Raw genomic sequence first — 22,084 nt, forward strand, 5'->3', positions numbered from 1 at the left:
TGGCAAGCCTTTCGCTCGCAAAATTTAGGACACTTCTAACTTAATTTAATTAACGCCTTTTAGAAATATGCACCTAAATAATTATTTAACATGTCTTTTATATAATAACTCAATTTTTCACATTATATGAAATCCCTTTCATTACTTTCCGGTAACGAGAAGGTGTTTTATTTGTCGTCCGCTTAAATGCCTGCGTGAAAAAAGATTGTGATGAAAAGCCAGTAAAAGCTGCAATATGCGCTATGGAATAATCCGTTGTCTCCAATAGCAATTTTGCCTCTTTTATTCGAATACGATTTAAATATTCAATTGGAGAAATCCCCATATCTTTTTTAAAGGTATGTGCTAAATAATATTTATTTATATGCCCAACACTAGCCAGTTTGTCTAGCGTAATTGGATCTCGGTAATTTTGATTCAGATAATACATGATAAAAGCAGAGATTTTATTCATATTTTGGGCTTCCGTTTTAGTGACGGTTAATTGTTTTTCGCGTGTAAGTTTAATAATTAGTATTTCAATGATGTTTTGACAGATGATCTCATAATTTTCCTTATGCCCCTGTATTTCTTCTAACAATCTTTTAAGATAAAATAGGATATTCTCGCGATCGGCTTGAAAAATATATAAACCAAGCTGTGAATTTTCATCATCTTCTTTACTAAAGGAAAGTCCCTCAATTCCTAAAGCAATATATTCTAAGGAATCGTGCTTATTCGACTTTTCTGTATGAACTACATTTGGATTAATAATAACTAAATCATTTTCTTTTATAGGAAGCTCGAGGTTGGAAAGTACAAATGATCCCTTTCCTTTGACAATATAGAACAATTCAGAAAAATGGTGAGTATGTTGTGTACTGTGCCACCCTTTATCGTATTCCGAGTGTGTTATATAAAGCAGTTTAAATGGTGGCTTTTTGTTTATTGTATCTTTTACCTTATAAATTTCGTACGACATCATTTCCCCCTCCTTTTAACAAGCACTCAAAAGAACTTCTAAGTGCTATTTCTAAAACAATATCCATCTGATCCATTATCCTAAGTGGGTAAGCTAATACACAGTAGTTTATGGGGAATTTTGAACATTTTCTAATAGTTTAACCCGACTGCAGTCGATTGGGTACCCTATACCTACTTTCTATTAAACGATAATTTAACTAGAAATGGAAGGGCTTTACTAATTGAAAGCACGTGGTTTTGGAAAAATTTTATAGGAGTTCTTCTAAATAGCAATATTCCTAAAAAACTTAACAAGATGTTTATTGTGAAAGCGTTTTACAATAGATAGAATAGTAGTTAGCAAGGAATTTAATAAAAAGCTAAGGAGGCTTTATTAATGAAACGGATAAAATGGTTGCTCAGTTTATCACTAATTTTGGTAATTTTTAGTTTAGCGGCTTGTTCTGACGGTGGAAAAGAAGAAAAATCATCTGATAGTGATGGAGAAGGAAAAACGACCCTTCAAGTAGCAGCTTTAGAGTCTGCTTATGGAGCGGATATATGGAAAGATATTGCCAAATCATATGAAAAAGTGAATCCTGATGTGAAAGTAGAATTAATGATTGAAAAAAACCTGGAAGAAGTAGTTCGTCCGAATATGCAGGCTGGTAAATATCCAGATGTTATGCTATTAGCAACAAACCGGGAAGAAGCTCTAACTGAAACGCTAATTAAAGAAAATGGGTTAGAAGATATAACCGATGTATTAGATATGAAGGTTCCAGGAGAAAAAAACGCTGTAAAAGATAAATTATTGGATGGTTTTACCGACACATTGGCTACAAATCCGTATAATGATGGAAAAATGTATCTAGCTCCGATGTTTTATAGTCCTACAGGTTTATTCTACAATGCAGGGTTATTTGCGGAAAAAGGCTGGGAAGTTCCAACAACATGGGATGACATGTGGGAATTAGGAGACAAAGCAAAAGAAGAAGGAATCTCTCTTTTTACGTATCCAACTAGTAATTATTTTGATACCTTAATTGGTTCTATGCTTTATGCTGCTGGAGGACCTGATTTTTATAGTTCTGCAATGACTTATAAAGACGGAATTTGGGAAACAGAAGAAGCCACACTAGTTTTGAAAACGGTTGAAAAAATGGCTGACTATGTTCATCCGAATACAGTAGCGAATGCAAATCCTAATGACTTTACAAAAAACCAACAGCTGATATTGGATAATAAAGCCCTTTTTATGCCAAATGGCAACTGGGTAGTAGATGAGATGAAGGAAGCACCAAGATCCGAAAACTTTGATTGGGAGATGACCTCCGTTCCAGCGTTTGAAGAAGATGGTGATCGTTATGCATTTACTTTCTTTGAACAGATTTGGATTCCAAAAGAAGCCAAGAATAAAGAAGCCGCAAAAGATTTTATTGCATACATGTATTCTGATGAGGCAGCCGATATTTTCTTAGAGGCTGGAGCAGTCCAACCAATAAAGGATATTACGGAAAAACTGGAAGGACAAAAGCAGATGTTTTATAGCATTTACGAAGAAGATAATGTCTTGCCTGCAATGGGTACCTTCGCTTCAACGAAACCAGTACCAGGAGCCAATATGGGAGAGACATTATATGGAACGATTGACAGTGTAATAAGTGGAAAAACAATGTATAAAGAATGGCAGGATAAAATCGAAGAAGTTAGTGATAAGTTAAGAGAAGCAATGAAACAATAAAGATCTTTGTATGAGGCTGTTAATTAGGTTAAATGAGAAGCAGTTAGGAAGAGAATGAAAGCGGAATCTGAGTATCCAAACCAAATTCAAAAGTTCATCATTACACAGAATTAACTGAGTTTCAGTGACGAATGAAGGTGGTTGTCTTTTCCTTACTGCTCTTTTCCTTTTAGAGGTTGTGCAAAAAACACGTGACATCGAATTTTTTCGGATGTTAGAACATATAAAATTTTCGCGCTCTAAGTTCATTTAATATAGTTACGAATTTTTAGTTCTACGTATACTGCAACTAGGCTGATCGTTTACGCTATGCTTGTCGCTAGCTATGTTTTCTTTATTGGCATGCTTCTTTGTTTCTTGAAAAATAAAACGTTTTTCCTACATGGGAATGAGTTTCAAAAAAGCTACACTAGTGTCATGTTTCCATCCTACAAAACTTCGCTGGATAGGGAGTGCTAGTATTGGCGATTAAACAAGATGCCTGAGACTTTAGCTGACTTTGGATCTTCTTATTCCCTTTTTGAACGCGTACGTTAACTAAAAGAGGTGAGAAAATGAGTAAAACAAAGTCAAGAGGGTTATTTATTGCCTTATGTGTTAGTCCTGCACTTATTCTACTTTTTGTTTTTATGTTTTTACCAACGATAGAGGTATTTCGTATGTCTTTTTATCAATGGGGAGGCTTTTCCAATACAAAACAATTTGTAGGATTAGATAACTTTAAATTATTGTGGAATGATATGAATTTCATTCGTGCATTTCAGAATTCGGTATTCTTAATTGTAATTGTAGCCATCGTAACATTTACTTTTGCCATCTTTTTTGCTGCTATCTTAACAAAAGAGCGGGTAAAGGGAGGTAACTTTTTTCGGATTATCTTTTATATACCAAATATTTTATCTATTGTAGTTATTGCTGGGATATTCTCAGCTGTTTATGATCCTTCCAATGGATTATTAAACAGTATCCTCGGTTTGTTCAGCCTGGATAAGTTGCAACAAATGTGGCTAGGTGATCAGAAAATCGTTATATACAGCTTAGCAGCTGCTTTAGTATGGCAAGCAATTGGTTATTATATGGTGATGTATATGTCGAGCATGGCTGCAATACCGCCAAGTTTTTACGAAGCTGCTTCTCTTGAAGGAGCAAGCAAATTTAAACAGTTTACAAGCATTACATTACCTTTAGTTTGGAATAACATCCGGACAACACTGACCTTTTTTATCATTAGTACAATTAATCTAAGCTTTTTATTAGTGAAAGCAATGACAGGCGGAGGACCTGATGGATCAACGGAAGTATTCCTTTCCTACATGTATGATCAGGCATATGGGAACTCTACCTTTGGTTACGGCATGGCCATCGGTGTAATTGTGTTTTTATTTTCATTCTTGTTAGCAGCTATAGTCAGTCACATTACAAAACGTGACGTTTTAGAGTACTAAGGAGGTTCGAAAGGTCCATGAGAAAGTCTAACCGGTTAAGTACTGATACCCTTATTAAACTATTTATCTACGTAGCTTTAATAACGTTAGCTATTTCTATTATTGTACCAGTTGCTTGGGTGTTTTTAGCTTCAATTAAACAAAATAAGGAGTTTTATGGTAGTCCGTGGTCTCTACCAGAAGGGGTTCATTTTCAAAATTTTATCGAAGCTTTTCGTGAAGCTCAAATGGGAGAGTATCTATTTAATTCAATGATGGTTACAGCCCTGGCATTAATCATTTTATTGGTTGTAGCTTTACCAGCCGCTTACGTATTATCAAGATTTAATTTTAAAGGCAATCGACTATTGAATTCTATTGTTAAAGCAGGCTTATTTATAAATGTCAGCTATGTTGCGGTACCTATTTTTTTAATGTTGTTGGATTGGGATACGAGTTTAAATACAATTTTTGGTCAAGAGTTTTTATTGAATAACCGGTTTATGCTCGCCCTTATTTATGCTTCAACAGCTTTACCATTTACGATTTATTTATTGTCGAGTTATTTTAAAACATTGCCATCTGATTTTGAAGAAGCTGCTAGTATCGATGGTGCAGGATATTATCGGACCATGTTTTCGGTTATGTTTCCAATGGCAGCTCCAAGTATTGTGATTGTTATTTTATTTAATTTTTTGCTGTTTTGGAATGAATATATTCTGGCATTAACATTAATGCCGGCAAAGAATCAAACATTACCAGTTGGTTTATTAAACTTGATGGCAGCAGAAAGAGCTGCTGTTAATTACGGACCTTTATATGCAGGAATGGTGATTGTTATGTTGCCGACATTAATCCTTTATATATTGGTGCAAAAGCGTTTAACAGAAGGTATGACAGTAGGTGGAGTGAAAGGTTAGGTGTTAGATATGAAAAAAACAGCAGGAAGAGTTACATTGCCTAGTCAGCAAAATTTTCTAAAAGAGACAAAAGAATTAATGAAACGATGGGGTGCAGACGCAATTCGTGACAGTGATGGTACGAAGCTTGATGAGGAGATTAAGCAATTAGATGCAAAAATATATACGACTTACTTTGTTGCCCGTAATCATAATGACTTCGCTATAAGGCATCCGGAAGAAAGACAGCAAATCTATTTAATGTCACAATATAATACAGCTATAAGTACAACGATTGAAATTGATTTTCTAAAAGGATACTTTACAGAGCAAATAGAACCAGATTATATTCACGATCCGAAAGTTTGGTGGGAAGTGATTGACCGTACCACGGGAGAAGTTGTTTCACCAGATCATTGGAGTGTTAATCAAACAGCAAATACACTAACCATTACGGAAGCTAAACAATGGCATGAATATACCGTATCCTTTTTAGTATATATGAAGTGGGATCCAACACATATGTATAATCATATAACAAATGATTGGGGAGATACACCACACGATATTCCATTTGATGTACGACAGCCTCATGCTAACCAATATGTCAAGGAGTATTTACGAAAGTGGTTAAAGGATAATCCGGAAACAGATGTTGTACGGTTTACAACCTTTTTTTACCATTTTACACTTATCTTTAATCATCTTGGCAAGGAAAAGTTTGTTGATTGGTTCGGTTATGGAGCAAGTGTTTCGGTAGCTGCACTCGAAGCTTTTGAAAAAGAAAAAGGCTATCGTCTAAGACCAGAAGATATTGTGGATGAAGGGTACTATAACTCTACTTTCCGTGTCCCATCACAAGCCTACTTGGATTACCTTGATTTTATTCAGCAGTTTGTTGCAAAAGAAGTGAAAGAATTGGTAGATATTGTTCACGAGCATGATAAAGAAGCGATGATGTTTTTAGGTGACAATTGGATAGGAACAGAGCCGTATGGAAAGTATTTCAAACATATTGGTATGGATGCAGTAGTCGGCAGTGTAGGTGATGGTACTACGTTACGAATTATTTCAGACATTCCAGGTGTGAAGTATACAGAAGGAAGATTTTTGCCTTACTTTTTCCCGGATACTTTTTATGAAGGAAATGACCCGGTTATAGAAGCAAACGAAAATTGGCTGACTGCAAGAAGGGCCTTCATGCGTAAACCTTTGGATCGAATTGGTTACGGCGGCTATCTTAGCCTTGCATACAAGTTTCCGAAGTTCGTTGATTATGTAGAAAAAGCTACGGATGAGTTTCGAGATATATATGACAAAATAAATGGTATTAAGCCTTATACCGGTTTAAAAGTAGCTATTTTAAATGCGTGGGGAAAATTAAGAACATGGCAAACGCATATTGTAGCTCATGGGAAATGGTATAAACAAGCGTATTCTTATCATGGAGTTTTAGAAGCGCTTAGCGGATCTGCTGTCGATGTGTCTTTTATTAGTTTTGATGAAGTAATTAACAATGGTATTCCAAAGGATATAGATGTCATTATTAATGCCGGTGATGCAGATACGGCATTCTCGGGTGGAGTTTGGTGGAAAAATGAGAAGTTAACTACTATCTTACGTGAATGGGTTTATAATGGCGGCGGCTTTATCGGGATTGGCGATCCGAGCGCATATCACTATCAAGGCAAGTTTTATCAGCTTGCAAATGTATTAGGAGTTGATAAAGAATTAGGATTCAGTTTATCGACCAATAAATATTTCACGGAAACGAAAGAGGAACATTTTATTGCTGCGGATGCAACGAACTTTGATTTTGGAGAAAGTATGGAGAATGTTTATGTTTTAACGGAAAATACGGAAATCATTGAGTACTCGAATGGTGGGGTTCATTTGTCTAGTTCGCCATTTGGTAAAGGTAGAGGGATTTATATTGCTGGTCTACCATATAGTCACGAAAATACGAGGTTATTATTGCGGGCTATGTACTATGCAGCTCATAAGGAAAAAGAAATGAAAAAATGGTTTGCCTCTAATGTTCATTGTGAGGTCCATGCATATCCGGAAATTAATAAGTATGCCGTAATTAATAATTCGATTGAAAGACAGGTAACAGATGTCTACAATGGTGCCGGAAAAAAACATAACGTCACGTTAGAAGCTAGTGAAATTTTATGGGAGGATTATTCTCATGAAGGATAAAATCTTTTTCGGTTTAAAAATTGCTTTTTTTCTATTCTGTATGTTTCTACTTTTTTACGGACAACAAACCGTGGGTAAATGGGAGTTGTTTCTACAGCTTGTTGGTCTAGCTGGATTATTGTTCCTACTATGGAACTACAATAGGAAATTTGTTTAGAAATCCAATTAAAAGCGGAAGCAATGATAATTTGGAGAAAACAACAGCTGTTTTATGAAGGTGAGGAGACAAATGAAGTATGCTATTGGGATTGATATCGGTGGGACAAAAGTAGCAGCAGGAATCGTTAATGAGCATGGTGATCTAATTCAGCAGGAACTTGTGAGCAGTGATCCTTCAAGTAAAGAAGCGATGTTTCAACGAGTCGTTCAATGTGTTGAGCAACTGATGAATCATTCAAGTATTCCTTTACAAGAAATATACGGAATTGGCGCAGGTATACCAGGTAAAGTTGATAGAGAAAAGGGAATAGCTGTCTTCCAAAATAATGTACCATGGAGAAATTTCCCTTTTGTCGATCGTCTTCGTGAAGCTCTAGGTATGGAGAGAATTATTATTGATAATGATGTGTACATGGCTGCTTTTGCTGAATGGAGAGCTGCCAACATGTCAGATGAAGAATTGTTTGTCTATCTTACGATTAGTACTGGAATCTCCTGTTCGATCATTCAAGGCGGCCGATATATCCGAGGAGCTGGGTTTGCTGGAGAATTAGGGTTAATCCCAATTGATACAAAAAATAGAAAACAACCATTCGTCAGGCTGGAAAATGCAGCTTCTGGTCCCGCAATACAACAGAAAGCAAGGGATATTTATAAAAATGATCAAATGTTCACAAAAGATATCTTTGAAAACTATATCCGAGGAGATGCAAAGGCCGAGCAATTAATTGAGGAAATGGTTTTTGTTATTTCTAAAGGGGTTTATCTAATTAACTGCTTATTAGATCCGCATAAAATCATTTTTGGTGGCAGTGTGATGGCATATAATCCATATTTAATTGAGCAGATCAAAAAGAAGCTTGAACCATACCTGCTTGCCGAACAGAAACATATCTTAGAAAGCATGGAGATAAATAAACTAAATAATGGACAAGGGATTATCGGTGCAGGGTTAAGAGCGTGTGTCCTGTAAACGATTTGCTTTCATGAATTTGCTAAAGGAGGACACGGATATGATATACGCATATATAGAAGGTTTAATCGAACAGGCCATACATGCCGAACTAATAAACTCAATGGATAAAACCTATACACGTAATCAGGTGATGAAGCTGTTACATTTAGAAACATATCCTGATCCATCAGTTCCTGCACAAAAATTGCCAATTCCAAATTTATTAGATGATTTGGTAGCATATGCTGTTGAACATAAAGTAATTGATGATATTTTTAGTGACAAGGAAATACTGGCTGCTGAGATTATGAATTGTTTTATTGCTCATCCATCTACAATAAATAACATTTTTTATAAGAAATATGATGAATCACCGAAAAAAGCTACAGATTACTTTTATGAGCTTTGTATGAAAAGTAATTACATTCAAATGGAACGTATTAAAAAGAATATTAGCTATCCAGTGGAAACACCGTATGGAAAAATGGATATTACCATCAACTTATCTAAACCGGAAAAAGACCCAGAACAAATAAAACGTGAACGGGAAACAAAAACAGCAATCGCTTATCCTAAATGCCGTTTATGTATTGAAAATGAAGGATATCCAGGAAGAATTGATCACCCTGCACGTTCTAATCATCGAATGATTAGAGTGCCATTATGCAATGAAACATGGTTTTTTCAGTATTCTCCGTATGTTTATTATAATGAACACAGTATCTTACTTTCTGAGGAACACCGGGATATGAAAATTGACAGCAACACATTCAAAAGATTACTAGCTTTTACAGATAAATTTCCCCATTATTTTATTGGTTCCAATGCCGATCTGCCAATTGTCGGCGGTTCAATTTTAAGTCATGATCATTATCAAGCGGGGCGCTATGAGTTTGCTATGACAAATGCACAAGTAGCATATACATTCCAATTAAAACTCCTTCCTCAAGTGAAGTCTTCTGTTTTACATTGGCCGCTATCCGTTATTCGATTACAAGGGAAAAAAGCGGATGACGTAGTTAAAGTAGCAGAACATATACTTGATACTTGGAAGAACTATTCAGATGAAACAGCCAATATTCTAGCTTATACAGATGATATGTCACATAATACCATTACACCAATTGCCAGAAAGCGAAATGCTTTGTATGAACTCGACCTTGTATTACGAAATAATCGAACAACAGCGGAGTATCCACAAGGTATTTTTCATCCACATCAGGATGTCCATCATATAAAAAAGGAAAATATTGGGTTAATTGAAGTGATGGGCCTTGCCGTGTTGCCAGCAAGATTAAAGGATGAATTAGCTCAAATTAAAAATTATTTATTAGGCAAACAGCATGAACTAGCCGCTTATCACAAAACTTGGGCCAAGCAATTAAAAAGTAAATATGGAAATGTCAAGTCAAAGGAAATGGCAGAGGACATTGTTCAAAAAGAGGTCGGTAAAAAGTTTGTAAGAATATTACAAGATGCGGGTGTATTTAAAAACAGCACTGCATTTGCACGATTTATTGATGTATTAAATAAATAACAGGTCAGCGAAAGAAATAAATTTTATCCCGCATGTAAGGTGCCGTAATCTCCCACTTCAAGAGCGTAAGTTGCTACAAAAAGGTCAAAGTGTGAGAAACGGCACCTAAAGGCCCGATTGGTTTAACTAACATTCCGTGTAAAAAGCGTTTCACGGAATGAAGTTTCACTTACAGAATACGGCGAAGTTGGAATCAGAATGAGCGAAGTCGCAACAGAGAGCCACAAAGTCAAAACAAAACATTGAAGTTACAACAAAATATGAAGACAAGCTAGATAGAGCCCGCTATCAAATGTTTAAAAGCACCTCATGAGGTGCTTTTAAACATTAGGATACTCAAAAAATATAATCTGAAAATAGATAATCAATAGTTTTGAATCACTTATATTATTTTATTTGTGCTACATGCATGTTAAATAATACGAATACAGGGTGAGCTGTAGAGGAACATCAGTAACAGCATAACTCCAAAAGTTGCCTGCATAAAAATATAAAATCTTCTGCATGCATTAGCTGTTAACATCTTCTCGCTTCCGACATGATTTTAATGAAATATTTTTATACTGCTTAGAATTAAACCGATTAGAGAAAAAAATACCTATCAATTTCCAATTATATATGACAATAATAGAGAAAGCGAAAACTATTTCAAAAGATTCCGGTTTGTTTTTTCTATCTTTCTGCTATTTCTCTTGCTAATGAATAAAATTCAGTCCGTGCGTTGAAAAGTAATGATACGATATTCAGCCAATATAATTTTTGGACATTTATATAAAGTTGATTCAAACTTTTGTTAAGTTGAATTAACAACGTTTTGTACCTCTCAGAATTAAATAAAACAGGGAGGATCTGCATACTCCATATGATGAACAAGCAGTCACGAACAGAACCATAGTTTATTTTCAAGTACATTAGATTCTCGCTAAAAAAGTAATAGTTATAGTAATAACTTTAATCGACGTCGTAAGGAAGCATCATTAGGCAGTTGTAGCCAAGTACTCTTTAGCATTTGATAGGTCTAATAAATGTCGAAGTAGATTGTAGGATTAATTTCACGGTTCTATTTCCTTATTTTCAAGCTTTACATTATCGTGTACATTTAACATATAAATGGTAAACTGAAATGAAATCGAATCATGGATACGCAAGCAATATTAAAATGGACTATGTTCGCATCAACTAGATTTCTTGAAAGATTGCATGTTTTATTGGAACTTAAGAGGTTGTTCAAAAAGGACGCTAAAAATGACACATCGAATTTCTTCACACGTTCGGACGTATAAAATTTTGGCGCTCTAAGTTCATTCAACGTAGTTAAAAAATTTTAAGTTCTACGTATACGTGCAATTAGGTAGCGTTTACACTTCGCTTATCGCTAGCCAAGTTTACTTTATTGGCTTGTTTCCCTCGCTTCTTGGAAATGAGTCTCAAGGAAGCTATACGAGTGCTCATGTATTTATTAAAGGATTTCCTACTAAAGGTGCCGTACGTCCTGTGGGCCCCGTTGAAGTTAGTACATCCTGTACAAGCGCGCTACTCAAAACTTCACCATCTGGAACTTCGAGTAGATAGGACATGCTAGTGTCGGCATTGTAACAACGATCCCTGAGAACTTAGCCTACCTCGATTCTATTTATCTTCTTTTGAACATGCACGTTAACGCCTTTGTCTAACTGTGATTTATTTATGCAATACATTTATTTGTTTCACCTTTAAATAAATTGTTTGATTTTTTTAGAAAAATTTTAATATTTCGTCAACCAATCCTCACAAAACGAAAACACCACAATGAATTTGAGTTACTACGATGCTTTCCAAGCAATGTGCAAATTATCGATAGCTGAAAACAAAATAGAATCTACCTTCTAATTCCATCATTTTAAATGATGTTTAAATATAATTACAAATTAAATGGAGGAGAACCAAATGACAAAACGATTGTTCATCTTGTTTCTTTTAGGATTGTTTGTCGTATCCATTCCATCTTATGTAATTGCCCAATCAGAAGGTTTGGCTGAGCCAAAATTGGTTAGCAAAGAAAAAGAGCACTCGATAATGGGGAAGGGAGGGAATGGAAATAATGAAACACCCGGTGAATGGTTTGTAGGGGAATCGCCGGCTGATCCACAACCAAATGCTCCGGTTTTATTGTTTGTCCCTGGTTTAAATGGTGTTGCGCAAACTTTTTGGGAAGAAAATGGCTTGTATTCAGCAGCAAATGAAGCGGGGTATGAAACTGCTTTTATTCAGCTTTATGATGCAGGTGGAGCCTCGGCGGATATGTGGGATAATGGAAAATTACTTGCCGAAAAAATTAAAGAGATATCGGCGTATTTTAATGGTAAGCCGATTACAGTCATAGCCTACAGTAAGGGGGGAGTAGATACACAAGCAGCGGTGACGTATTATGGAGCATGGCGATATGTTGACAATATAATTACATTATCTAGTCCTCACTATGGGTCAGAATTAGCGGATTTAGCAAATAGTAACTGGGCTGGCTGGTTAGCGCAACTATTAGGTTTGCGAGGGGAAGGTACATCGGCAGTAGAAACAGGTTATATGGAATATTTTCGCTCAATCACTGATGACAAACCGTATGCGTATGTAAATGATTTTTACACAGTTGGCGGAAAAGATTGGGGAAATATATTTTCTGCAACTTGGTTTGGCGGCGTTTATTTATCCAGTTATGGTGAAAATGATGGAGTAGTTACAGCAGTAAGTACCCGTTTGCCGAAGGGTCAAGAAATCGGGATCGGTGATTGGAATCACGTCTCCATTCGCAGTAATATTATCTTTCCTGTGATTGAAAATTATATTTCAGCAGATATGAAGAATAGAAATCAGAGTAAATCCAACTTGATGCACACGAATGCCCCTGATGCTGACCGGTATATTCATGGAAATAAATTAACCAAGGGTAAGCAAGCGAAACAAGTTTTTCCAATTGAAACGGATGTAGATAAGATGACATTACAATTATACACAGGATACCAACTAACTGACGTACAGCTTGTAGATCCTAAGGGCAATGCTTATTCAGCAAATCAAGTTGCGACAATGGAGGAAACGGGCGTTTTTGATGGTGTAATAGCCTATAATATTGAAGTAGATGACCCTCCACAAGGGGATTGGTCGATACAAATGCAAAGTCCTGAAGAAAATGCTTATTTGCTCCATGTTCAGTTTAGCAAAGCAAATGACAAGAAAATTATTTCACATGTCAATCAAGATAAAAATATCTCTGGAAAATACCAACTAAAGGCGGATAAATCTTATGTTAAAGAAGATAGTATTGAAGCTGTTTATACGGTAATTGAATCAGGAAAGAAGAATAATGTCTCGACATGGAAAACGAAGGGAACTATTAATTTATCAGAAGAACTCTCGCATTTAAAAAAGAATCGTGCTTATAATATTACGATTGACATTAAAGGTGAAACAGCTTCAGGATCACCATTCAAACGTACGATTATCGATTCTGTTTACTTGTCTGATTAAGGCGGAAGTATATAAAGAACTTCTAATGCTTACAATGCAAGCTGTAATGAATAATAGTTGAAATATATAATCATTACAGCTTGCGATTCTTTTTTAGTGGCAATTTCAAGGACTGTATTTTTAGAGATAACAAGACGGTAACTGATAAAACATGAAATGATTAATTATTATGAAAAGGACGTTTTCCAACAGTTTAATCACAATGAAAAGCTGTTATGTTCTCTAAATCGTGTCACCAGTATTTTTGTTAAGCAAGTATTTTTGTAAATACACAAAAATAGAGTTTAAATACGATAATCTGTACCAAACAGACTAGTGAAAATGAATTTTAAGAAATGCTAACTTAAGAAGTACAAGTACATAAATGAAAGCTAATAAAAATCTAAGAAAAAAGGGAATAATCGTTAGAAGAAAAAAAGGCAGCCATGAATATAATAGGTGACTCGCAGTTAAAACTAGGAAACTTCTAAAAACTTCAGCTCAAACGTTGATCGGGTTTTCTCCATCCTTATGCTTGACAAATGTTAATAATTGCAAGCCGTTCCGAATAAGCTAGTATGAGAATTATCAGGAGATGGGGGAGCGCGATGAACAAACGAGTCATTCTATTATTTGGAATTATTATGGTTAGTATTTTAGTGATATCGGCTTATCTTGTAGTAAAATCATCTCCTGAAAATCAAGCAGAAGAAGCTTGCAAAGAATTTTTTACATATGAACAGCAAGGGGCTTTTTCGAAATCATGGGAAATGCTCCATCCCATTGTGAAAGATAAATTTGCGAAAGATACCTATATACAAGATCGCTCAGAAGCAATTATGAACTATTTTGGTGTATTGTACTTTACCTATAGCTTTGGTGAGGTGGAAGAAATAAAGGATTGGGCTCCAACAACGGATGCCGAGCCGATACCAACTGTGTACCGAATTACAGTATCACAACATTTTAATGGGAAATATGGAAATATTACAATCGTTCAAGACGTATATATGACGGAGGTAGAAGGAGAATGGTCGGTTTTATGGGATTATAAAAATGTCGGTGAAAGCAGTCACGAGAGTGAATAAAAAATGGGGAGTGGTGAATTACAGGGCTTTTTTGTTGTCTGGTTTCTTCATTAATGTAAACGTTTCCCTTTCGCTATAGAAAAGTATAAAACTTTAGGCTTTATCCCGCATGTAAGGTGCCGTAAGACTCCTGCTTCAAAATCTTGAGTTGATACAAAGGGTCAAAGTGGGAGAAAACGGCACCTAAATGCCCGATTCGTTCAAGGGCCTTTAGGTCATACCCTTGTGGTATTAACATTCCGTGTAAAAAGCATTCCACAGAATGAAGTTTCACTTTATCGTATAAGAAAAACGATAGCTTTAAAGATTGGGCGATAAGCCAAGTTTTTCTAATCTAAAAACGTACATTTACTCCTTTTCTACGTGTCAAAATGCCTTCCGAATTATATTTACGATACCTGATAAAGTCAGATATTCATACTGCCTCTTTGTGATTACCCATTCGCTCTAAAGAAAGACCAAGCTCGTTTGCATGAACAATTGGAACAGCTGAAAAAATTTAGCCTATTCCTAAATCCTTTCGTGCATTTGTATCTATATTTAAATGTTCAATCTTCTTTACATGGTACCAAAGCTGTTAACGAACATATCTGCCCCAACTGTAGAATCTCTATAAGAGTTTCCGGGATCATATAGAGTTGTTTCACTGAATTTTCCAGTTTTTCTAATAAATTATCATGAAAACAGATAAAGGGTAATAAATCATCGGTTTTAAATGCTTATTTATACTATCCTGCTTGAAGAAAGTCTGGGAACCATTTTCCCCTAGCTAAAATAACCGCTTTCATTGTTCCCCTTGTATTGAAGATTTATCCTGCATGTAAGGTGCCGTAATCTCCCACTTTAAGAGCCTGAGTTGGTACAAAAGGGTCTAAGTGGGAGAAAACGGCATATAAATGCTGCCCGATTCGTTCAAGGGCCTTTAGGTCATACCCTTGTGGTACTAACATTCCGTGTAAAAAACATTCCACGGAATGAAGTTTCACTTTATTCCAATGTTACTTGAAAACTATAATATTATTCGTCTGTATTAAAGTATAGTCTTACATTTTTGTTGCAAATATATTTCAAGACGCGTTTTAATATAATCATGCTTTCTAGACTATTAATTTTAAATAAAATGATATTAATTAGGAAAAAAGTAAGATAATACAAAAATAGTATTTGACAGAAAATAAAATAAGTAATACTATAGTAACAATAATTTAATATACAATACTTCTTATTAAGAGAGGTGGAGGGAATTGGCCCAAAGAAACCTCGGCAACGGGAATAATACTTTCCTGTGCCAAGTCCAACAAGCATTTTATGCTTGATAAATAAGAGGAGACCCCAATGAAATGGTATCTCTTCTTGAAAATATACAAGGGGGGGTATTTTGCTTTTATATGACAAGTAAAGCTAAACATTTAGCACCGAACTAGACTTAAAACTAGAATTGTTTTTTATATTCTTTAGTCTTTTATCTATTTGGGGATTTAAATGCCAATGAATGACTGCAAATGACTTATAACTGTAATTTTCAGACAATTAACGCAAATGAGTTAGATTTTTTTAAAAATGTAGCTTTTTTTAAAAAGCAGCATATGATATACTATCCCATTTTTAGATTATTTTAAAAATTTAGGTTTGGTCTGTTTGTTTTAAAGTTGACAGTTATTTTTAGAATTATATAGGTCGGAAAATTCCGAAATAATAAAGAATAAGGTTAATGCTACTAATTTAAAAAGGAGGGATCAACATGGGCAATAATTTATTAGAAATCAAAAATTTAAAAACTTCTTTCAGAATTAAAGATCATTATTATGCTGCAGTGGACGATGTCTCTTTATTGGTAAATAAAAATGAGACGATGGCGATTGTAGGTGAGTCAGGTTCTGGAAAAAGTGCTTTAGCATTCTCGATAATGAGATTACATAATCGAGCAAAGATAGAGGGGAATATTTACTTTCATGGCCAAGATATTGTTCATTTACCAATTGCAAAATTAAATAAGCTCCGAGGTAATGACATGGCTATGATTTTTCAAGATCCTTTAACAGCATTAAATCCATTGATGACTGTTGGGGAACAAATAGGTGAAGCATTATTACTCCACAATAAGGAACTAACGAAGCAAGAGCGCCAAGATCAGGTTATTCACTTACTAAAACAAGTTGGCATACCTAGACCAGCGTATACATGTGAACAATACCCCCATCAATTATCAGGTGGAATGCGACAGCGGGTTATGATTGCAATAGCTATCTCAAATAAACCAAAATTACTAATTGCTGATGAACCTACAACAGCTTTAGACGTAACCATTCAAGCTCAAATATTACGTTTAATCAATGATTTAAAAGACAAGATGAACACAGGTATCATTTTGATTACCCATGATTTAGGGGTTGTGGCAGAGATGGCAGATCGTGTAGCAGTAATGTATGCAGGGCAAGTTGTTGAAGTAGCAAATGTACAAACACTGTTTAAAAACCCTCTACATCCATATACTAGATCGTTGTTAAACTCCATACCAAATACAGATCAAGTAAACGATAAGCTTCATGTCATTCAAGGAATTGTACCTTCCTTGCAAAATCTACCGCGTGAAGGGTGTCGGTTTGCTGCACGAATTCCGTGGGTAGAGAGAACAGCTCACGAATCGGACCCGAAATTGCGTGAAGTCGCTCCTGATCATTTTGTTCGCTGTACGTGTTATCAACACTTTTACTTCCCAGAGGAACAAAATAAGGAGGTGTTTGGTAATGGCACTTTTAGAAGTTAAAGATTTAAAAGTCCATTTTCCAATTCGAGGAGGAGTCTTAAATCGGAAAATTGACGAGATCAAGGCTGTAGACGGAGTTTCATTTTCTATTGAACAAGGAAAAACATATGGTCTTGTAGGTGAATCAGGATCAGGTAAAACAACAACAGGACGTGCGATTATTGGATTAAATCATGTCACGAGCGGAAATATACGATTTTCTGGTGTTGATTTAACGAATTTAAAATCAAACCGCAGGGATATTCGTAAAGAAATTCAGATGATCTTTCAAGATCCTTACTCTTCCTTAAATCCCAAAAAAAGAGTATTCGATATTGTTGCAGAACCGCTACGCAACTTTGAAAGATTATCAAAAGTGGAAGAAAGAAAACGAGTACAAGAATTGCTGGAACATGTTGGCTTAAGCCCAGAAAGCATTTTTAAATATCCACACCAATTTTCAGGTGGACAACGGCAACGAATTGGAATTGCCCGAGCGATTGCATTAAAGCCAAAATTAATTATAGCAGATGAGCCAGTATCTGCTCTGGATGTATCGGTTCAAGCTCAAGTTCTAAATTTTCTAAAGGATATTCAAAAGGATTTAAATTTAACGTATCTTTTCATTAGTCATGACCTAGGTATTGTAAAACATATGTGTGATGAAATAGGCATCATGTACAAAGGACGTTATGTAGAAGAGGGTTCTAGGGATGACATTTTTTATAATCCTCAACATATTTATACAAAACGTCTCATTTCGGCGATTCCGGATATCGATCCTTTTAAGCGACAAAAACTACAGAAATGGCGAGATGAAGTAGAAAAAGAATATAAGAAACATTATGATGATTATTTTGATCATGAAGGCTTGGCTTACGGTTTACGGAGTATATCCAATACTCATTTAGTAGCTTTGCCGCAGAAAGGTTGATAACATGTGGAAATTTATTGTTAGACGACTATTGATTACGATGCCGCAAATCATTTTGTTAAGTGTATTAGTTTTTATTATGGCACAAATGATGCCTGGAGATGCATTATCAGGTTTAATCGATCCGAATATCGATCCAGCTGCTATGGAAGAGCAACGGGAAAAATTGGGACTTAATGATCCTTGGTATGAGCAATATGCTGATTGGTTTACTTCAGCCTTGCAAGGAGATTTAGGGCAATCTTTTCGCTTTAAAATGCCGGTTGAAAAATTAATTGGAGAGCGACTTGTTAATACCTTTTGGCTTTCTTTAGTAACGTTAATTTTCACTTATATTATAGCTATTCCTCTTGGTATTATAAGCGGTCGTTATAATGATACTTTACGTGACCAATTAATCTCCGGATATACGTATATTGGGTTTGCAACACCGTTATTTATTTTTGCACTTGTCATGCTGTGGCTATTTGGGTATACACTTGGCTGGTTTCCTACAGGCGGAAGCGTTGAGCCAGGGTTAGAGCCCGGGTCATTTGCTTATATCATGAGCAAGTTTAATCATCTATTATTGCCTGCAATTTCTATGGCATTAATTACTACTGTAAATACAGTACAGTATTTGCGAAGTGAAATTATTGACACGAAACAAAAAGACTTTATCATCACAGCCCGAGCTAAAGGTGCTTCGGAGTCACGAGTTTATAACAAGCATATTTTGCGAAACTCTTTACTGCCAATAGCCGCATATTTTGGCTTTGAAATTACTGGCTTAATTGGTGGAACTGTTTTTATTGAGACGATTTATAGTTATCCCGGAATGGGATTATTATTTATGGAATCTGTCTTACAACGCGATTATAGTGTCGTAACATCTGTTGTCTTATTATTCGGAATTGCTTCTATTTTAGGTGCGCTTTTATCAGATATTATTTTAAGTTTAGTGGATCCTAGGATACGAATTAAGTAAATTTATTTGGTTATCTAACATGGAGGTGATATGGTTTGGAACATACAAACATCAACATTATTCATACAGATACAGAAAAAGCCCCTTCGATGACAAGCATTATTTGGCGAGAAATTGTCCGGGATAAAATTGCACTTCTTTCATTATTATTTCTTGTGATCATTACAGCATTTGTCTATGGTATTTCTTTATTTTTAAACCAAGAGGAAATTGTTAAAGTTGATTTATTTGTGATTAACCAACCTCCGTCTTCTGAATTTTGGCTGGGAACCGATTATGGTGGACGGGATATCTTTGGACAGCTCATTATCGGAACACGCAACTCTTTATCAATTGGTATATTAGTAACATTGATGACAGGGATTATTGGTGTTGTTTATGGATTGGTTTCTGGTTATTATGGTGGAACCATCGACAATATAATGATGCGAATTGTTGATTTCTTCTTAATCTTACCCTTTTTAATGATTGTTATTGTATTTGTAGCAATTGTGCCCAAGTATAGCATATGGTCATTTTCTTTAATTATGACAGCTTTTTTATGGATGGGAATAGCTCGTTTAATTCGTTCAAAGGCATTGCAAGAAAGAGAGTTGGACTATGCCCAAGCTTCCAAAACATTAGGTACACCAGATTGGAAGATTATGTTTACGCAAGTACTACCAAACTTGAGTTCAATTATCATTGTAACGATGACGTTAAACTTAGCTGCTAATATTGGTCTGGAATCCGGGCTTTCCTTTTTAGGTTTTGGATTTCCTGAATCAACTCCAAGTCTCGGGACATTGTTAGGATATGCGCGAAATCCACAAACGTTAGAGTTAAGATGGTGGATTTGGTTGCCGGCTGCGGTAATGGTTTTCCTATTGATGTTGGCTGTTCGAAATGTTGGAGAGGCTTTAAAACGTGCAACGGATGCCCGACAACGTAGAGGCTGATAAAAAACACGTAATTTTTTAAGCTACTTACATCATAGGATGATGTTAGGTATAGATGACGTCAACATGACGTGAATTAAAAAAGGAGGTTTATTTTATGAAAAAAAGAAATTGGCGTTTCATGCTATATGCATGTATGCTAGGATTATTGCTTGCTCTAGTAGCATGTAACAGCGATGATAAAAGCAAGTCAGACAAATCTGGCGATAAGAAGTCAGAAAAAAACGGTGAACAAGTATTTTCGATTGAGGATTTTAATGTAGAGAAGAAAAATGAAGGTGAAGCGATAGACGGAGGTCATTTTAAATACGGTCTCGTTACAGATACGGCTTTTGAGGGATTATTAAACTTTAATTTTTACTCAGGTGAACATGATGATGAAATTATCAAATGGTTTGATGAGTCGTTATTAGCTACTGATAAAAATCATAATTTAACACAAGATGGAGCTGCAACATTTGAAATAGACGACAGTGGGAAAGTGTTTACTTTTAAGATTCGGGATAATGTGAATTGGCATGATGGAAAACCGGTAACTGCCGAAGATTGGGCCTTTGCCCATGAAGTTATTGCAGATCCCGATTATACGGGTGTTCGCTATGGTGAAGATTTTACCATTATTGAAGGAATGGAAGAGTATCATAGTGGCAAAGCGGATTCTATTTCAGGGATTGAAGTGATCGATGACAAAACATTGAAAATAACGTATAAACAAGCATCACCGTCTTTATTAAGTGGAGGTATTTGGTCTTATGCTTTACCGAAACATATCTTTAAGGATATTCCGGTAGCAAAAATGGCTGAATCACCAGAAGTACGGGAAAAGCCAATTGGCTTTGGTCCGTTTAAAGTAGAGAGTATTACTCCGGGAGAAGCTGTCGTGCTTACGAAAAACGAAGATTACTGGCAGGGAGAACCGAAATTAGATAAGGTGACGATTAAAGTAGTAAATCCAAAAACGGTTGTCCAAGCGTTGAAAACGGGAGAAGTGGACACAGTTGATAAATTTCCAGTCGATCAATATCCGGATAACGCCAATATGTCAAATGTTGAGTTTTTAGGAAATATTGACATGGCTTATTCCTATATTGGCTTTAAATTAGGAACATGGGATAAAAAGAAGAAAGAAGTCAAGCCTGACCCGAATAAGAAAATGGCAGATGTGAATTTGCGTAAGGCGATGTGGCATGCGATTGATAACGAAGCTGTGGGAAAACAGTTTTATAATGGTTTACGCTGGAATGCTACTACCTTAATTCCACCGTCTCATCCGAACTTCCATGATCAGGAAAACCCGGGAATAGCATATGATCCGGAAAAAGCAAAGAAAATTTTGGAAGAGGCAGGCTATAAGGATGTAAATAACGATGGTATGCGAGAAAATCCGGATGGGGAAGAACTAGTGATTAACTTCGCTTCGATGTCCGGTGGGGATACTGCTGAACCAGTTGCTAATTATTATATTCAGGCTTGGAAAGAAGTAGGGCTAAATGTACAATTGCTGGACGGTCGCTTGCATGAATTTAACTCCTTTTATGATCGAATCGGCAATACTGGAGAAGATGATCCTAAGATTGATGTTTATATGGCGGCATGGGGCGTAGCCACAGATGTGAATCCTGCTGGTTTATACGGTCGCGATGCATTATTTAACTATACGCGTTATGCAAGTGAAGAAAATGATAAGTTGTTAGCTGAAGGTGCATCCGAAAAAGCGATGGATCAAAAGTATCGTCAGAAAGTGTATAAAGAATGGCAGCAATTAATGGTAGATGAAGTTCCAGTTATTCCAACTCATTATCGCGCTGTCGTCGTTCCTGTTAATAATCGTGTTTTAAATTATACAATAGAGTATTATGGCTTAAAGCGGCATGAAATTGCTGTAACCAAAGAAGAACCAATGAAAGCAGAATAACATATCATTTAGGCAGTCTGTTTGTAATATTCGACAGACTGCCTATTTTTATTGCTCAGGAAACTTTCCGTTTGTTCGCTGATAATCGAGCCCTTCTAGCTTTTGTTCTTCTAGAATATGGCCCCAACCCATGAAAGGCATACTGCTGACA

The 22,084-nt window shown here is 35.8% G+C and carries 15 protein-coding genes and 1 riboswitch; of the genes, 14 read left to right on the forward strand and 1 reads right to left on the reverse strand.

The features are described from left to right. Positions 1-109: 109 nt before the first annotated feature. Positions 110-961 carry an AraC family transcriptional regulator gene (locus JNUCC74_RS05465; protein WP_077319878.1) on the reverse strand — a complete coding sequence of 284 codons (852 nt, stop codon included), beginning with the start codon at positions 959-961 and terminating at the stop codon, positions 110-112. A gap of 378 nt (positions 962-1,339) precedes the next feature. Here JNUCC74_RS05465 and JNUCC74_RS05470 point away from each other — a divergent pair, with 378 nt between their 5' ends. The 14 genes from JNUCC74_RS05470 to opp4A all read left to right on the forward strand — a co-directional run bounded on the left by JNUCC74_RS05470 (position 1,340) and on the right by opp4A (position 21,933). Next, entirely contained in the window at positions 1,340-2,686 is a 1,347-nt protein-coding gene (locus JNUCC74_RS05470) for a carbohydrate ABC transporter substrate-binding protein (protein ID WP_454067230.1), read from the forward strand. A gap of 554 nt (positions 2,687-3,240) precedes the next feature. Next, a complete protein-coding gene (locus JNUCC74_RS05475) occupies positions 3,241-4,131 on the forward strand; it encodes a carbohydrate ABC transporter permease (protein ID WP_077319879.1) in 891 nt (296 codons plus the stop codon). 17 nt (positions 4,132-4,148) lie between these two features. Beyond that, positions 4,149-5,030, forward strand: a complete 882-nt coding sequence (locus tag JNUCC74_RS05480; protein WP_454067231.1) for a carbohydrate ABC transporter permease — start codon at positions 4,149-4,151, stop codon at positions 5,028-5,030. A gap of 9 nt (positions 5,031-5,039) precedes the next feature. Continuing rightward, complete coding sequence (gene gnpA / locus JNUCC74_RS05485; protein ID WP_454067232.1) at positions 5,040-7,211, forward strand: 1,3-beta-galactosyl-N-acetylhexosamine phosphorylase; 2,172 nt, start codon at positions 5,040-5,042, stop codon at positions 7,209-7,211. 40 nt (positions 7,212-7,251) lie between these two features. Next, positions 7,252-7,368 (forward strand): DUF6903 family protein, encoded by a 117-nt coding sequence (locus JNUCC74_RS05490; protein WP_454067840.1) that lies wholly within the window; start codon positions 7,252-7,254, stop codon positions 7,366-7,368. Positions 7,369-7,440: 72 nt separating this feature from the next. Beyond that, positions 7,441-8,343: an ROK family protein gene (locus JNUCC74_RS05495; protein ID WP_454067233.1), complete on the forward strand. Its 903-nt coding sequence runs from the start codon at positions 7,441-7,443 to the stop codon at positions 8,341-8,343. A gap of 40 nt (positions 8,344-8,383) precedes the next feature. Beyond that, entirely contained in the window at positions 8,384-9,862 is a 1,479-nt protein-coding gene (galT, locus tag JNUCC74_RS05500) for a UDP-glucose--hexose-1-phosphate uridylyltransferase (RefSeq protein ID WP_454067234.1), read from the forward strand. A 1,926-nt stretch (positions 9,863-11,788) separates the two neighbouring features. After that, on the forward strand, positions 11,789-13,366 hold the full coding sequence (locus JNUCC74_RS05505; RefSeq protein WP_454067235.1) for an esterase/lipase family protein: 1,578 nt from the start codon (positions 11,789-11,791) through the stop codon (positions 13,364-13,366). A 587-nt stretch (positions 13,367-13,953) separates the two neighbouring features. Beyond that, positions 13,954-14,433 carry a hypothetical protein gene (locus JNUCC74_RS05510; protein ID WP_454067236.1) on the forward strand — a complete coding sequence of 160 codons (480 nt, stop codon included), beginning with the start codon at positions 13,954-13,956 and terminating at the stop codon, positions 14,431-14,433. 1,219 nt (positions 14,434-15,652) lie between these two features. Continuing rightward, a riboswitch (SAM riboswitch) is annotated at positions 15,653-15,759 on the forward strand. Positions 15,760-16,174: 415 nt separating this feature from the next. Beyond that, positions 16,175-17,200 carry an ABC transporter ATP-binding protein gene (locus tag JNUCC74_RS05515; protein WP_454067237.1) on the forward strand — a complete coding sequence of 342 codons (1,026 nt, stop codon included), beginning with the start codon at positions 16,175-16,177 and terminating at the stop codon, positions 17,198-17,200. Next, positions 17,181-18,113, forward strand: coding sequence for an ABC transporter ATP-binding protein (locus JNUCC74_RS05520; RefSeq protein ID WP_454067238.1), 933 nt, complete (start codon positions 17,181-17,183; stop codon positions 18,111-18,113). Before JNUCC74_RS05515 ends, JNUCC74_RS05520 begins: the two co-directional genes overlap by 20 nt. Positions 18,114-18,117: 4 nt before the next feature. Further along, a complete protein-coding gene (gene opp4B, locus JNUCC74_RS05525) occupies positions 18,118-19,080 on the forward strand; it encodes an oligopeptide ABC transporter permease (RefSeq protein ID WP_454067239.1) in 963 nt (320 codons plus the stop codon). An 89-nt stretch (positions 19,081-19,169) separates the two neighbouring features. Continuing rightward, on the forward strand, positions 19,170-20,018 hold the full coding sequence (locus tag JNUCC74_RS05530) for an ABC transporter permease (protein WP_454067841.1): 849 nt from the start codon (positions 19,170-19,172) through the stop codon (positions 20,016-20,018). Between the two features lie 97 nt (positions 20,019-20,115). Further along, the gene (opp4A, locus tag JNUCC74_RS05535) at positions 20,116-21,933 is read left to right on the forward strand and encodes an oligopeptide ABC transporter substrate-binding protein (RefSeq protein WP_454067240.1); all 1,818 of its coding nucleotides are present in this window, start codon (positions 20,116-20,118) and stop codon (positions 21,931-21,933) included. Positions 21,934-22,084 lie beyond the last annotated feature (151 nt).

The organism is Cerasibacillus sp. JNUCC 74 (assembly GCF_053667775.1).

Coding starts and splice junctions, on each gene's coding strand:
- JNUCC74_RS05465 (WP_077319878.1), bottom strand. CDS start 961: ATGTCGTACGAAATTTATAAGGTAAAAGATACAATAAACAAAAAGCCA.
- JNUCC74_RS05470 (WP_454067230.1), top strand. CDS start 1,340: ATGAAACGGATAAAATGGTTGCTCAGTTTATCACTAATTTTGGTAATT.
- JNUCC74_RS05475 (WP_077319879.1), top strand. CDS start 3,241: ATGAGTAAAACAAAGTCAAGAGGGTTATTTATTGCCTTATGTGTTAGT.
- JNUCC74_RS05480 (WP_454067231.1), top strand. CDS start 4,149: ATGAGAAAGTCTAACCGGTTAAGTACTGATACCCTTATTAAACTATTT.
- gnpA (WP_454067232.1), top strand. CDS start 5,040: ATGAAAAAAACAGCAGGAAGAGTTACATTGCCTAGTCAGCAAAATTTT.
- JNUCC74_RS05490 (WP_454067840.1), top strand. CDS start 7,252: ATGTTTCTACTTTTTTACGGACAACAAACCGTGGGTAAATGGGAGTTG.
- JNUCC74_RS05495 (WP_454067233.1), top strand. CDS start 7,441: ATGAAGTATGCTATTGGGATTGATATCGGTGGGACAAAAGTAGCAGCA.
- galT (WP_454067234.1), top strand. CDS start 8,384: ATGATATACGCATATATAGAAGGTTTAATCGAACAGGCCATACATGCC.
- JNUCC74_RS05505 (WP_454067235.1), top strand. CDS start 11,789: ATGACAAAACGATTGTTCATCTTGTTTCTTTTAGGATTGTTTGTCGTA.
- JNUCC74_RS05510 (WP_454067236.1), top strand. CDS start 13,954: ATGAACAAACGAGTCATTCTATTATTTGGAATTATTATGGTTAGTATT.
- JNUCC74_RS05515 (WP_454067237.1), top strand. CDS start 16,175: ATGGGCAATAATTTATTAGAAATCAAAAATTTAAAAACTTCTTTCAGA.
- JNUCC74_RS05520 (WP_454067238.1), top strand. CDS start 17,181: ATGGCACTTTTAGAAGTTAAAGATTTAAAAGTCCATTTTCCAATTCGA.
- opp4B (WP_454067239.1), top strand. CDS start 18,118: ATGTGGAAATTTATTGTTAGACGACTATTGATTACGATGCCGCAAATC.
- JNUCC74_RS05530 (WP_454067841.1), top strand. CDS start 19,170: ATGACAAGCATTATTTGGCGAGAAATTGTCCGGGATAAAATTGCACTT.
- opp4A (WP_454067240.1), top strand. CDS start 20,116: ATGAAAAAAAGAAATTGGCGTTTCATGCTATATGCATGTATGCTAGGA.